This window comes from Marinitoga sp. 38H-ov (genome assembly GCF_011057715.1).
Classification (GTDB): domain Bacteria; phylum Thermotogota; class Thermotogae; order Petrotogales; family Petrotogaceae; genus Marinitoga.
The window spans coordinates 1-14,528 of the sequence record NZ_LNGH01000010.1 but is presented as its reverse complement, the minus strand read 5'-3'; the positions used below and the strand labels follow the sequence as shown (position 1 = coordinate 14,528).

Annotated in this window: 13 protein-coding genes; 2 read left to right on the top strand and 11 right to left on the bottom strand. The window is 25.6% G+C overall.

Annotated features, from left to right (window positions below):
* Positions 1 to 2 precede the first annotated feature (2 nt).
* The 10 genes from flgK to AS160_RS03330 form a co-directional block, all read right to left on the bottom strand.
* Complete coding sequence (gene flgK, locus AS160_RS03375) at positions 3 to 2,915, bottom strand: flagellar hook-associated protein FlgK (RefSeq protein ID WP_165144923.1); 2,913 nt, start codon at positions 2,913 to 2,915, stop codon at positions 3 to 5.
* A 9-nt stretch (positions 2,916 to 2,924) separates the two neighbouring features.
* Positions 2,925 to 3,407, bottom strand: a complete 483-nt coding sequence (locus tag AS160_RS03370) for a hypothetical protein (protein WP_165144920.1) — start codon at positions 3,405 to 3,407, stop codon at positions 2,925 to 2,927.
* A gap of 1 nt (position 3,408) precedes the next feature.
* Positions 3,409 to 3,696, bottom strand: coding sequence for a flagellar biosynthesis anti-sigma factor FlgM (gene flgM, locus AS160_RS03365; protein WP_165144917.1), 288 nt, complete (start codon positions 3,694 to 3,696; stop codon positions 3,409 to 3,411).
* 113 nt (positions 3,697 to 3,809) lie between these two features.
* On the bottom strand, positions 3,810 to 6,170 hold the full coding sequence (pheT, locus tag AS160_RS03360) for a phenylalanine--tRNA ligase subunit beta (RefSeq protein ID WP_165144914.1): 2,361 nt from the start codon (positions 6,168 to 6,170) through the stop codon (positions 3,810 to 3,812).
* Between the two features lie 13 nt (positions 6,171 to 6,183).
* Entirely contained in the window at positions 6,184 to 7,200 is a 1,017-nt protein-coding gene (gene pheS / locus AS160_RS03355; RefSeq protein WP_165144911.1) for a phenylalanine--tRNA ligase subunit alpha, read from the bottom strand.
* A gap of 1 nt (position 7,201) precedes the next feature.
* Positions 7,202 to 7,966 (bottom strand): hypothetical protein, encoded by a 765-nt coding sequence (locus AS160_RS03350; RefSeq protein WP_165144908.1) that lies wholly within the window; start codon positions 7,964 to 7,966, stop codon positions 7,202 to 7,204.
* Positions 7,963 to 8,526 (bottom strand): hypothetical protein, encoded by a 564-nt coding sequence (locus tag AS160_RS03345; RefSeq protein WP_165144905.1) that lies wholly within the window; start codon positions 8,524 to 8,526, stop codon positions 7,963 to 7,965. The genes AS160_RS03350 and AS160_RS03345 overlap by 4 nt, the downstream gene beginning before the upstream one ends.
* A gap of 5 nt (positions 8,527 to 8,531) precedes the next feature.
* Complete coding sequence (locus AS160_RS03340) at positions 8,532 to 9,464, bottom strand: hypothetical protein (protein ID WP_165144902.1); 933 nt, start codon at positions 9,462 to 9,464, stop codon at positions 8,532 to 8,534.
* 21 nt (positions 9,465 to 9,485) lie between these two features.
* A complete protein-coding gene (fsa, locus tag AS160_RS03335) occupies positions 9,486 to 10,145 on the bottom strand; it encodes a fructose-6-phosphate aldolase (protein WP_165144899.1) in 660 nt (219 codons plus the stop codon).
* A gap of 72 nt (positions 10,146 to 10,217) precedes the next feature.
* Entirely contained in the window at positions 10,218 to 11,039 is an 822-nt protein-coding gene (locus tag AS160_RS03330; RefSeq protein WP_165144896.1) for a hypothetical protein, read from the bottom strand.
* 115 nt (positions 11,040 to 11,154) lie between these two features.
* Between AS160_RS03330 and AS160_RS03325 the strand changes: the two genes are divergently transcribed.
* Both AS160_RS03325 and AS160_RS03320 read left to right on the top strand, forming a co-directional pair.
* Positions 11,155 to 12,567, top strand: coding sequence for an Rne/Rng family ribonuclease (locus AS160_RS03325; RefSeq protein WP_165144893.1), 1,413 nt, complete (start codon positions 11,155 to 11,157; stop codon positions 12,565 to 12,567).
* Between the two features lie 4 nt (positions 12,568 to 12,571).
* Complete coding sequence (locus AS160_RS03320) at positions 12,572 to 13,438, top strand: hypothetical protein (protein ID WP_165144890.1); 867 nt, start codon at positions 12,572 to 12,574, stop codon at positions 13,436 to 13,438.
* 2 nt (positions 13,439 to 13,440) lie between these two features.
* Here AS160_RS03320 and AS160_RS03315 read toward each other — a convergent pair whose 3' ends face one another.
* Positions 13,441 to 14,223, bottom strand: a complete 783-nt coding sequence (locus AS160_RS03315; protein WP_165144887.1) for an alpha/beta fold hydrolase — start codon at positions 14,221 to 14,223, stop codon at positions 13,441 to 13,443.
* Between the last annotated feature and the right edge of the window lie 305 nt (positions 14,224 to 14,528).

Below are 14,528 nucleotides of genomic sequence, written 5' to 3'. Positions count from 1 at the left end.
AATCACCTCATCAATCCATTAATTATTCTATCAAGCATTCCATCAACAACATTAATTACTTTTGCTGCTGCGTTAAATGCTTGTTGATACTTAATCATATTAGCCATTTCTTCATCTAAAGAAACTCCTTTAACACTTTCTCTTTGATTTAAATACTCAGTTCTTAAACTATCACTATTAATTTCCATTCTTTTTGCTTTTTCTCCTGTAAGACCAACTTCTGTTATCATATCAGATATATAGTCTTCAAAATCATGTCTTCCATCAGAAAACAATTTTGAATTTTTTAACATATACCCTTCTTCCCATAATGTTGAAGAATGTTCTCCTGATGGAATTAAAGTATCTATATCTCCATCATTATCAGAATCTATCATTTTACCTAAATCCATAGCTAACATATCTGGATTACTTAAAAGATAATCTTTAACTTTTAAATTTTTTGCTATTTGAACATCATCATTTAGCGCAAATTTAGACACATATTTTAACTTATTTTCAAATGTTGTTGAATCGTATGTAGGATTTAAAAAAGTAAAATTTTCTGAATATTGTTGAGACATATCTTCATGTTTCCATAATCCTAATACTTCAAATAATCTTTCAGGTCCTTTTATTTCTGCGTTTTTCAAATCATAATTTAAAGTTTTATCTGCTTTTAATACAAATCTTCCGCCAGGTGTATAAAAAGATAAAACTCCTGTATTAGAATTATTTATTTTTTCAGATAAACTTTGTAGAGTATCTCTATTAAAATCTATTTCTATTTTTTTACCTTGAATAGAAATAAATGATCCAAAGTCCATAAAATCCATTCGCCATTTCAAATCCAAATCAGATTTTAAGTTTAATGATGCTGTTTGATTATCTAACACCCATCCTTGAGAAACAAGTTTATTTGCTGCTGATGATTTATCATAGTAGAAGTTCTCAATTTTTATAGGACTTCCATTTATTTTTATTTCTATACTGTCAACTTTATCCCAACTATATGTAGTTCCATCGGCTCCAGGTAATATCTCAAATTCTTCACCATTTTGAGAAATCTGAAATTCTCCAGATGTTCCTATTAAGCTACCATTTAATAACGACTTTTGAATTGAATTAATATATTGCGTTCCATCTTTATAATTTATTGTAATATCAACATTATCAGTTGACTGATAAGAAGATAAATCAACTGATTTAGTCATATATGCATATAATCCAAATGCGTTTTTTAAAGAATTCTGTGATGAATCTAAAACAGATAAATCAACTGAAGAAGAATTCATTTCATGTAGCATCCCATTGGGATCATCTATTATAACATTTTTCATATCATTATATGCAGAATCAGTTGGAGCAATATATAATTCATTATTTCTAACAAATGCTCTAACTAATTTTAATCCACCATCTGTATTCCCATCACCGTCAGCATCCGCATTAATTCTTTGAGCAATTTCATTTAATGAAGTAATACCTTGCAAATTAAGAGTTTCAGAATAATTTTCCGGGCCTTTAAATGTCATTATCCCTTGAGTAGTTGGAATATTAGTCCATTTTAATGCTTGAATATCTTTTGAAGGCAATCCTAATTGCTTAAAAATATTTCTATTGAAATCAATAATTAATCTATTATCTAAAGAAACTCCACCTTCATTTGAAAAAGTTAATAATCCTCCATTAGTACTATAGTTATAATTAAAATTACCTCTAAATTTATTACCGGATAACAAATTATCTAACGAATCCCCAGAATTTAATGTAGCGATATAATCTCCGTTATCTTCAAATCCACTTTCTAAATTAATTAATTCTCCAGAACCTATATCAAAGTTTAATTTTATATCACTGATAGTATTTTGATTAAAATTAATATAACTATCTACATAATTTTTGGGCTGACCACTTAATAATTTATTTCCGGCAATTCTTCTTAACTTATCAGTTGCTAAATTACCAGATTGTATTTCATCAAAAAAATTCATACCTCTTATAGTTCCAGTTAAATCAAAACCCTCTTCATGAATCAAATTTAATGTGTCATAAAATGTTGTAGCAAATTCATTTATTCTATTCATTTGCTCATTTAATAAATTATCTCTTAATTCAAACATTGCACCTAAAGAACCTTCTTTTAATGACAATATTCCATTGTCTATATGTAAATATTTATTTCCATTGATTTCTTTTAAACTTATTTTTTTATATATTTCTCCATTCAATATTTCATGATTTTTTAAAATAATACTTATTTGCCCATCATTTTTTTCTTTGACTGTAAAACTAAATTTTTCTGATAATTCGTCTAAAAGAACATCTCTTTTATCTAATAAATCATTTGGACTAATATTTTGATTTTTTAAATCTTTAATTTGCTTATTTAAATTTGCTAAATCCTCTAATTTAGAATTAATTTCATCTATACTAGATTGTATATCATTGTTTAAGCCTTCTTTAACATTTTCTATATTAGAATATAATGAACTTAAATTATTTGCAAGTTCATTAGCTTTATATACCAATTCTCTTTTATTTTCAGGAACTGTTGGTTCAGATAATATTTTATGAATAGAACCCCAAAATTCATCTATTGATTTTCTAAACCCTTCTTCTGATGGTTCGCCATATAATGATTGAACATAATTTAAATTAGAATTTATAGTTTTCCAATATCCGTATTCACTGTTATATTTTCTATATTGTATATCTAAAAACTGATCTCTAATTCTTTGCAGGGATTCTATCTTTGTTCCAGTTCCAAGTTCTAATCCTCCATAATTTAGAGGAAGATTTGTTGTCATATTAACTTCTCTTCTAGAATAATTCGGATTATTAACATTAGCTATATTTTGAGAAGTAGCATTCATTGCTGTTTTACTGGCAAATAACCCAGAAACTCCAACATTTAATGTATTAAATAATGACATTTTATCACCTCAACCCTGCCAGTTTGTTTTGCTTTGATTTAATGAATTATTATATACTCCATTTTTATTATATACTGGCAAATTATTTTTGGGTTCCATATATAATTTTATTAATATATCGTTGTATTCTATTCTCGCCTTTAATAATTCCTTCAAAGTGTTATTTATTGTAGAAATGTCTATTAGCTTTTCAGATAATAATTTTAAACTATTTACTACTTCAATATCTTTATCAGAAAAATATTCAATAAAACTATTAAAATTATTCTTTATATTATTTTCCATAGAAAATTTTTCAAATAAGTCTATTCTTTGTTTTTCTGTTTTTGATAAAACCAATGCATTCTCGCTTATTTTGGATACATAAATATTTAAAGTATTTACTTTTTCATTATTTACAATTCCATCTTTTAATTTTTCCATATAATAAAAAAGATCCACAAGGATATTTAACTCCTCGTGGATTATTTGTTTTATATTAATATCCGACATATTAGAAACCTCCAAGTATTTTCTCTGCTATTTTTTCCGGATCTATTTTATATATACCTTGTTCAATGGCCTGGCGCAACTCTTCCACGAGGTTGTCCCTAGTATCAGGGATTTCTTTCCTGGCCATCTCTATGTATTTTTTTGAAGAACCGTCAACTGAAACTTTTACAGGAACGTTATCCTGTTTTATTATTCTATCCCCATTAGAGGTTTTCCCTATTTTATTTTCTTTTTTTAACGTTTCGTTTATATATTGTTGATATGCACCATTTAATTTATTTATATCCATAATTACACCTCCGAGAAAATACCAATAAATTATCCTTAACAAAATATATATCGTCTTAAAACTGCCAGATATTAATATAAAATTTTAATTTTTGTATTTTTTTAACATTTTATTCATGTTCTAACGTTTATATCTAATTCCATTTTTAATCTATCTATTGTTTTTTCTGCTATTCTATTTATTTCATCATCTGTTAATGTCCTATCTTTAGCTCTATAGATTACAGTTATTGTTAAGCTAGTTTTTCCATCTCCTATATTTTTACCTTTATAAACATCAAATATTTTAATATCCTCCACTAATTTCTTTCCAACTTTTAATATAATGTTTTTAATATCAAAAAATGTAATTTTTTCATCAACTATCATAGAGTAATCTCTTCTCATTGACGGATATTCTAAAGATAATACATTTTTCTTATTATCTCTTTTTAATTCATACATTTTTTCTAAATTTATTTCCGCAATAAATACTGGTTGATTTATATCATAAATATCTTTTGCTATATCAATATCAACTTTACCCATAAATCCTAATTCCTGATTATTTACATATATTTTAGCGCTTTGAGAATAAGACATACCTTCAATATTATCTCTCTTATAATCTGCTTCTATTCCAAAATAATTAAATAAATTTTCCAGAGATCCCTTAAATGTATAAAAATTAACCATTCTTTTATCTGTATAATCTAATGGATTCTCCTCACCTATGGAAACAAAAGCTAATTTTTCTATCTCTTTTACTTTTGTTTCAGAACTTTCATCACTTATGAAACTCTTACCTATTTCAAATAATTTTATATCTCTACTTTGATTTCTAAAATTATATGATGCTGATTCTAATATTCCATATACTAATAATGGTCTCATAGTACCTAGTTCAGATGAAATTGGATTTTCTAAAAAAACTTCTCCTTTTTTCATCCACATCTTAGAGTTATCCATAAATGAAAATGTAAATGCTTCATTATATCCATTTAATCTCATTACTTCTGATATTTTTTCTCTAAATTTAATATAATCAGATACCCCGCCTATTAAATTATTTTTTGGCAGTACTGAAGGTATATTGTGATAACCATATATTCTTCCAATTTCTTCAACGAGATCTATTTCTTCAGCAATATCTGGTCTTCTAGTTGGAACGATTACCTCAAATCCACTTTCTTTCTTTTCATATGAAAAGTCTAATTTATTTAAAATTTCTTCTGTTTTATTTTCTTCAATTGAAATTCCTAATCTTTCATTTAGATAATTATTTCTAATAAATACCTTTTTAGGATTAACTTTTTCAGGATATACATCTGTCATTAAAGAAGTTACTTTTCCATTTGCTAATTTTTCTATTAAATAAGCAAGTCTTCCCATTACAAATTCAACATCATTTGGATCAACTCCACGTTCAAATCTATATGAAGAATCTGAAGATATTTTATGGTATCTAGCACTCTTTCTAATATTCACAGGATCAAAATAAGCTACTTCTAACAATACCCTTTTTGTATCATTATTAATTCCAGAATTTTGTCCTCCCATTATTCCACCTAAAGCAAGTATTTTCTCACCATCTGTAATTAATGTTTCAGTTCCATTCATTTCATATTCTTTTTCATCTAATAATTCAACTTTTTCACCTTTATTTGCTTTTCTAACTATTATTTCATTTCCGATTAAATCAAGATCAAAAGCATGTACAGGATGACCTGTTTCCAATAATACATAATTTGTAATATCTACTATATTATTAATACTTCTAATACCGGCTGTAGCCAACCTTTTAACTAACCATGAAGGTGATGGTTTAACTTCAACATTTTCAATAACTAATGCAGCATATCTTTTACATCCTTCATATTCAATTTTCACCGGAAAACCATTTCCTTTTTTTAATTCTTTTATTTCTGGATATCTTAAATTCTCCGCTGCATCAATTGCTATAAATTCTTTGGCAACTCCTAAATAAGACAATAAATCTGGTCTATTTGGAAAAATTTCTATATCAATAATATCATCTTTTAATTTCAAATATTCTATATAATCTGTTCCCAATTCTATATCTTCCGGTATTCTATATACAAATTCCGATTTCTCTTCTAAGCCTAATTCTTCTAATGAACAAAACATACCTTCTGACATAATTCCTCTCATAGGTCTAGATTTAATTTTAAAATTACCTGATAATACAGCCCCATCTACTGCTACAGGTACTAAATCATTTACTTTTACAGTTTTATCAGCAGTTAAAATTTGCAATTTTTTATTCCCTACATCTACAGTACAAATAACTATTTTATCTGCATCAGGATGATCTTTAATATCAATAATTTTTCCTACAACTACACCTTTAATGCCTTTCCCTAATTCTTCCACGCCCTCAACATTTGTAGAATGCAATTTTATCATGTCAACTAATTTTTTTGTATCTACTTTAAAATCTATATAATCTGATATCCAATTTTTTGATATATTCACTACAATTCCTCCTTTATAACCCTAAAAATCTCATATCATTTTTATAAAATTCTCTCATGTCAGAAATCCCATGCTTTAACATAGCTATTCTCTCAACACCTGTTCCAAAAGCAAAACCTTGCCATTCATCAGGATCATATCCAACATTTTTTAATACGTTTGGATGCACTAAACCTGCCCCTAAAATTTCTATCCAACCTGTACCTTTACATACATTACAACCCTTTCCTCCACAAAACATACAATCCACATCTACTTCATAACCAGGTTCAACAAAAGGGAAATAACTAGGTCTTAACAATACTTTTCTGGATCCCCCAAAATACATAGTTAAAAATCTTTCAAGCGTTGCTTTTAAATGACCTACTGTCACATTCTTATCAATATATAAACCTTCAACTTGATTAAAAGCGGGTGAATGTGTTGCATCAGGCTCGTCTTTTCTATACACCCTTCCAGGAGAAATTATTGCAAGGGGCGGTTCATTATTCAACATTGTTCTTACTTGAACAGGTGATGTATGTGTTCTTAATATGATATTATCTTTAATATAAAATGTATCTTGCATATCCCTTGCAGGATGCCAATCAGGTGTATTTAAAGCATCAAAATTATGCCAAGTTGTTTCAATTTCTGGACCTTCTACAATTTTATACCCCATACTAGAAAAAATATCGTATATTTCCCTTATTGTTTGTTTCAATATATGTTCATATCCTATTCTTCTTTTAGCTCCTGGTAATGTAATATCAACCCAATTTTTCTTTTCTTCTTCTTCTTTTAGTTTTTTCTTTAAATTTAAAAATGCTTCTTCTAAAATTTCTTCGGCTTCTTTTTTTATACTATTTACAAAAGCACCAAATTCTTTTCTTTTATCTTTATCAATTTTAGAAATCTCTTTCATTAAATTTGATATTTCCCCTTTTTTTCCTAAAAATTTAGATTTTAAAACTTGAAATTCTTGTATATTCGCTACTTTTTTAATATTTTCATTCAAATCATTTAAAATTCTATCTTTTATTTCTTTCAATTTAATTTTCCTCCTTAACTTTATTTGTCTTTGTAAAATAAATTATTATTGTATTTATAATTATATTTATAACAAATGATAAAAATAATATAATAATAAAATATTTGATATTATATAAGTTTAGCGATAAAATTAATCCTATGATATACATCAATAAATAAATATAAAAATTTTTTGATACTGAAGATAAAAATACCATACTTAAAGCACTTAAAATATAAATTATTAAATTTGAATTAAAAAAGTATATTATTAGAAAAAAAGATAAAATTACAAACAAAAAAGAAAAAATCCTTAATGATATAGTTTTATAATAATGTAGAAATAATAATTTTAAATTATTTTTATCAAATACTGAAAAAAATAATCCATTGAAAAAAATAATTGTATATACTATTAATCCAGATATTTTTAAAAATAGCAGATATATATCAGGCGATTTTAAATTACTAACCTCAATAAAATACGGTTTTACTATTTTATTTAGTTTTATAGATATATCGTATAAAATTACTTTTATATCTTTAAAAATCAAATCAAAATAATCGCTATCTTTAGGTAAATATATTTTCAAAATATTATCTTCCAAGGATAATACAGCTTTTGCTTGTTGTGGAAATTCTTTTGAAAATTTCAAATTTTTACTTTCTATTGGAAAAGAACCATAATAAAAATATGGTTCATTTTGAAATATATAATTAAAAATTATTTGTGAAGATAACAAATATATTATTAAAAATATTATGCTTAATATATATTTTCTCATATTATCAACATCCTTTTTTTTATAATAAAAGGATGGCATTTTTTATTAATTTCTTCTATGTTATCAAATTCCTCATTATTATATGAATCCAAAAAAATGGTTTTTTCTTCAAATTCTAATTGATTACTATCTTCATCTAAAACCTTATCACAAACAGACTCTATTAATTCCCTTGAATTTGTAATTAACAATATACTTTCTTTTTTTAGATTTTTTTCTATATACTCAGAAATTTCAAAAACATCCTCTGTATTTTTTACACTTATAATTATTAATTTCCTATTTTTTGATTTACTCTTCAATATATCTATTACTTTTTTCCCATTCCATAATTCTGAAGATACAAAATGTATTATTCTTCTACTAAAAAAAGATAAATTTTCAACATCTATACCTTCTAAAATAAATTCTTTAACATATTTTTTTGGTCTAAGTACTATTTTAATTATATTATCAAAAATTTTTTCAGGATCGTTTGTATATATACCTAATATTTCTTCTGAATTAATTTCTAAATCAGGAATAGGAATATTAGAATCACGTATTTTAAGCATGACCATTTAAATCACTCCAAAGGTATAAAATTTAAAAAATCATATATCTCAATCCCCTTAAACTTAGCATTATATATATTAACATCCTTTAATTCATTTATTATTTTTATAAGTTTTTTACCTTTAAATTTTAGAATTTTATTTTTATAAACTCCATATTCATCACCTGAATTTATATATTTATTATATACATTAAAATATGTTATACAAAATTCAAATACTTTTTCTGATATATTAATTCTTCTATATAAATCGAATTCATTATTTTCATATTTAATATTTTCACAATTAATATTTTTTTTAAAGGATAATTTCCCTGTAGCTCTTAAAAATGATGTACTAACTAAAAATTTAGCAAATATATCATTACCTTTTTTTTCAAGTAAAAATGTATAATCTGTCATATCATTCCCCAAAACAATTGGAGCTATAATTTTCCCATCTTCTTTTAACATTTTTACCCATTTTACAGGAATTCCATCAACTGCTATTGTTGATATTATTCCGTCGAATTTTTCCATATCATACCCATAATAACCATCTGTATTCAAAGTTATAATATTGTTAAATTTCTTTAAATTATTCCTTGCAATATCGAATATTTCATATTCAGGTTCCGTTGTAACTATAAGACCTTTATTGCCAACAATGTGAGATATTAATGCTGCATTATAACCTGTTCCTGTACCTATTTCAAATATTTTATCTCCTTTTTTTATATTTAATGATTTAAAAAAAATTGCCATCAATGAGGGTTGACTAGATGTCGACAAAACATTTTCTTTATAATAAGTTGGTATAGCCTGATCAGAATATATTAGACTTTTAGGGGTTCCACTACATACAAAATTTTCTCGTGGAATTTCCCTAAAAGCTTTTATTATATCTTCACTAACCATTACTTTATGTTTTATTTCATTAACAAAATTTTCACCATAATCCATAATGTTTATTTTAATTCTAAATTATTTATTTTTTAATTCCAAATATTTTTTCCAATCATTATTAAAGTTTTCTATCCCTTTATCAGTTAATGGATGGAAAAATAATTTTTGTAGAACACCAAATGGTATTGTTGCTACATCACAACCCATTTTTGCCACTTCAACAACATGATATGGGTGTCTAACACTAGCCGCTATTATTTGTGTGTCAAATTCATAATTATAATATATTTGTAAAATTTCTTCTATTAAATCTAATCCTTGATTACCAACATCATCAATTCTTCCAATAAATGGACTAACATATGTAGCGCCTGCCTTTGCAGCTAATAAAGCTTGCAATGGACTAAATATTAAAGTTACATTTGTTTTAATTCCTTTAGAAGATAATGTTTTTACGGCTTTTATTCCATCTTGTGTCATTGGTATCTTAACTACAACATGTTCACTTAATGAAGCTAAATGAATAGCTTCTTTTACCATATTTTCATAATCCATTGAGGTTACTTCAGCACTAACAGGTCCTTTTACAACTTCGCATATTTCTTTTACTCTTGTTTCAAAATCTATATTTCCTTCTCTTGCTACTAAAGTAGGGTTTGTCGTAACACCATCAATTATTCCCCAATCTTTTGCAATTTTAATTTCTTCTATATTCGCTGTATCCAAAAATATTTTCATTATACCGCCTCCTTTTTCATTATTCCTTCAGTATAATTATATCACAAAATAAAAAAATAAGGCGTTAAAGCCTTATTTTTTAGATATTTCAATTTTTACATTTCTTAACCATAAATCGGCAGATAATGTCTTGTATTCATGACTTCCAAACGTCCAAAAAATTATTCTTATATATCTTACATCTTCATTATGAGTTATATCACTAACATTAAAAGATATATTAAATTCTCTTGAACTATTTAAGGGCATAGGATTAATCCAAAAATACTCCTTAAATGGATATTCTGATGAACTCCAAGCAAATGCAAGTTTATCTATAGTTTCCTTATTTTCATTTAAAAAGGAAAATATTATTCCAGATGCACTATACACATTTTCTGGTAACAACTTGCTTTTACTTGCTAATCCTGCTATTTCTGTTGAAAAACTAACAAATGTATCTACTCCAAAAGGCAATTCAAAATCTTTATATAAATTATTTTCTGTATTACCCTCTTTATGAATTCTGTACCATATTGTATTATCTAAGGTATCTAATTCCATTTTATTTATTCCTTCTCTTCTTCCGCCCTCCTTCCAATATATATAGTCTTTGGGTATAAAATACTCAAATATATGTGATTTTTTATATAGATTTATTGAATTATTTTGCGACATAAGATTACCTACCATATATAAATCTTCATTTAAATTCCCATTCTCCTCATAAATTTCATTATTTATTGTTCCATCTTTTATTTCAATTATCTTTTTATCATTTAATTCTTTTTGATATGATTCATTATTCGAATTTAATGAACCTGCATATACCTTATTTCCTATTACATAATAAGTTTCTGCGAATAATAAATATGGAATAATTATTAATAATAAAATGAAAATTCCTTTTTTCATTTTATCCCCTCCTTGGCTATTTTTCTTTATTTTAATCGACGCTTTTTTTAAAATCTTTAATTTTCATAACCTTTTATGATATAATAAAATGAAAAATAATAGTGTAGGTGATATTGTGAAAAAATCCATTGTTTTTAGTAATCACGAGGATGAGATTAGAGTTGCTATATTAGAAAATAAAAAATTAATGGAAATTTATTTTGAAGATTTAGAATCTGGAAAATTAGCAGGTAAAATATTTTTAGGTAGAATCGAAAATGTTGTTCCTGCATTAGAATCTTTCTTTGTAAACATTGGAACAAAAAAGAATGGTTTTCTTAGATTTAAAGATACCACTATTGATCCAAATTCATTACACAGAGGTTCTTTAATTATTGTACAAGTAAAAAAAGATGGAAATACAAGAAAAGGACCTCAGTTAACAATGAGAATTAATATTCCTGGCAGATACATGGTATATATGCCATTTGGAGAAAATAGTATTGGGATTTCTAAAAAAATATTTTCCTCAAACGAAAAGGATAGACTGCGAGAAATAGGAGAGATTTTAATAGAAACTGAGGAAGAGGGAATTATTTTTAGAACAAATAGTGAAAATGTAGATTTTCATACATTAAAAAATGAATTCAACGATTTAAAAAATATATGGAAAAATATAATAGAAAACTCAAAAAAAAATAATAAGCCTACATTATTATATGAAGATGAAAATTTTATTCAGTATATATTAAGGGAAAAATTAGATAATGAAACTTATGAAATTATTACAGATGATACTATGTTATTTAAAGATTTTAGTATTTTAAAGGAAAAATATCCTAATTTAATTATTCGAAAAGTAGATATTGATGCCTTTTCATGGTCTAATATATATGAACAATTAGATGATGTCTTTTCACGAAAGGTTGAATTGCCAAGCGGCGGTATAATAACAATAGATAAAACTGAAGCATTAACTGTTTTTGATGTTGATTCCGCTAGTAATGTACTAGAGGATAATGTAGAAACAACATCATTTAAAACTAATTTAGAGGCCGCTAAAGAAATTTGCAGACAATTAAGATTAAGAAATATTGCTGGCATTATACTTATAGATTTTATTGATATGAAAGAAAATTATCATAAAGAAGAAATTATAAATATTATTAAGGAAGAATCATTAAAAGATAAGGCTAAAATTTCTATTTCTGGTTTTACTAAATTAGGATTATTGGAATTATCAAGGAAAAGAACTGCCCCATCAATAGATGCTTTGCTTTTCACACAATGTCCAATATGCCAAGGGACTGGAAAAATTGCTTCACCAAAAATAGTTTTTAGACGTGCCTTTAAAGATTTAGAAGAATCTTTGGAAGATTTGAAGAAAAATCATGATATAAAAGAAGTATATACTAGTGTTTATCATAATTTATCGGGTTATTTTACTAAAGAAAAAAAGAAATATATAGAAAATAAATATAACGTAAAACTTGATATTGATTTTAATTGGCCTGATCCTAATTCATATAATATAAGGTATAGGAAGTGATGTCATGAGAATTCAATTTCAAATAAAAGAAAAATTACTTCCTATATATGAAATAGAAAAAAAGCAAGATATTTTAATAATCGGAGGAATTGAAGTTCTTATAAAATCTATTTTAGATATTCCTCAAATTTCTTTAGAATTAAATGGAATAGGTACAAAATTAGCTTTTCATTTAAAAAAATTTGGTTTATCCCCTGTCATTTTTGATTTTTTAGGTGATGATGAATTTTTAGATTTGATAACTAAACAATTCGAAAAAAAAGAAATTATGCTTTTCTTTTCTAGACAACCATATGGCACAAAAAGAGTTTTAAAAACATTTAAAGATAATAATATCAATGTTTTTAAAGATTATAGGTCAATAGAAAAACTTGATTACAATTTTACAATTAATAACTTATCTGAAATATATAATCAAGTAAAAAGTGTATACTTAATACTACACAATTGGGATACATCCTTAACAAAAAACATTAAATTATTAGGAAAATTTCTATTTTTGGATTTTGAAGAAAGTATATACATTCCTATAAATAGAGATATATATGGAGATTTTATATTTACAAATGATAACATAGAATTAGGAGATAACATTAAATATTTATACAATGTAAGATTTTTAAATAATGGGAAAATTAAATTCGAATTACCTAATGATAGTTGGTTAATTGATCCTTTTTCAAATAAAAAAGATTTTTTATTTGAAGCAAAATGCGCTTTTAAAAGTACCATTATAAATTCTCTTTTTGATGGAAAAAACATTAAAGATTCTTTATTACTAGCCAACATTGCATACTCGTATGCATTGGATAATAAAGGCAAAATGATTTCTAAAAATCAATTATTTGAAGAATATTATAAAAGGAAATGAGATTAAATCTCATTTCCTTTGAAAAATTTTATTATTTCATCTGCTACTTTTTCTTTTTCTATATCATTTACTACAACATGTGGACTTTTTTCTAATACTATAGTTTCGATTTTTTTAGAACTAATATTATTTTTTATGGTATTAGCTACACTTAATGGAACTGCTCCATCTCTTTTTGATACAATTATTAATGTATCGCTTTTTACCATATTAAGCCTTTTTTTCGCTAATCTTTGTAACTTATATAAATTTGCCCCCCCTGAAGGCCAGTCATAATCCCAATATTCTCTTGCTAATCTATTTAACCCTTCTTCATTATAATTATCTTTTTCTTTTCTTTCAACTCTTTTAGAAAAATATTTTAGTATTGGAGTTAATTTCAATAATTTATTTCTTGCTTCTAATGCTGGTGCTGCTAATGCAATTTTCTTCGGATTAAATTGTGCAGCTATTAATAATGTTAAAACTCCTCCCATTGACAATCCTGAAACATATACATTTTCATATTTTGAATTTAATTCAATATATGAATCTACTACTCTTCTTAACCAATCTTTCCAGTTCGTATTTAAAAAATCAATTGAGTTTGTTCCATGACCGGGTAATCTTGGAATATAAACAGTGAAACCTTCTTTATTTAATCTCTTACCTAAATAATACATATCATGTGGTGTCCCTGTATAACCATGTATTAATAATACAGCATCCTTCCCACCTTCTAGAAATAATGGATGTGAATACTCATATATAATTTTTGAATCTTTAGGTATATTATCTAAAAACATTCAATCACCTCCTCGTGTATAATGTTTTCATATAATTAATAAATCTGATATTTATTTTTAAAAAAATAATTCTAACTCTGAGTTATTATATAACTAAAGTAATTCTGTCACCTCCTGCACTTAAGTGCCTTGAATAGTCTGACTAACTTTGGTATATAAGTTGAATTGCTACCGGAGAATGAGCTATAGCTCTTACATATAACGAGGCTCTTTTCTTATATACCCAGAGTTAGAATCTAATTCTGAAAGGTTGTGTTTCTATGTTGTTTGTTGGTATCGATGTTTCTAAAGATAAACTTGATTAT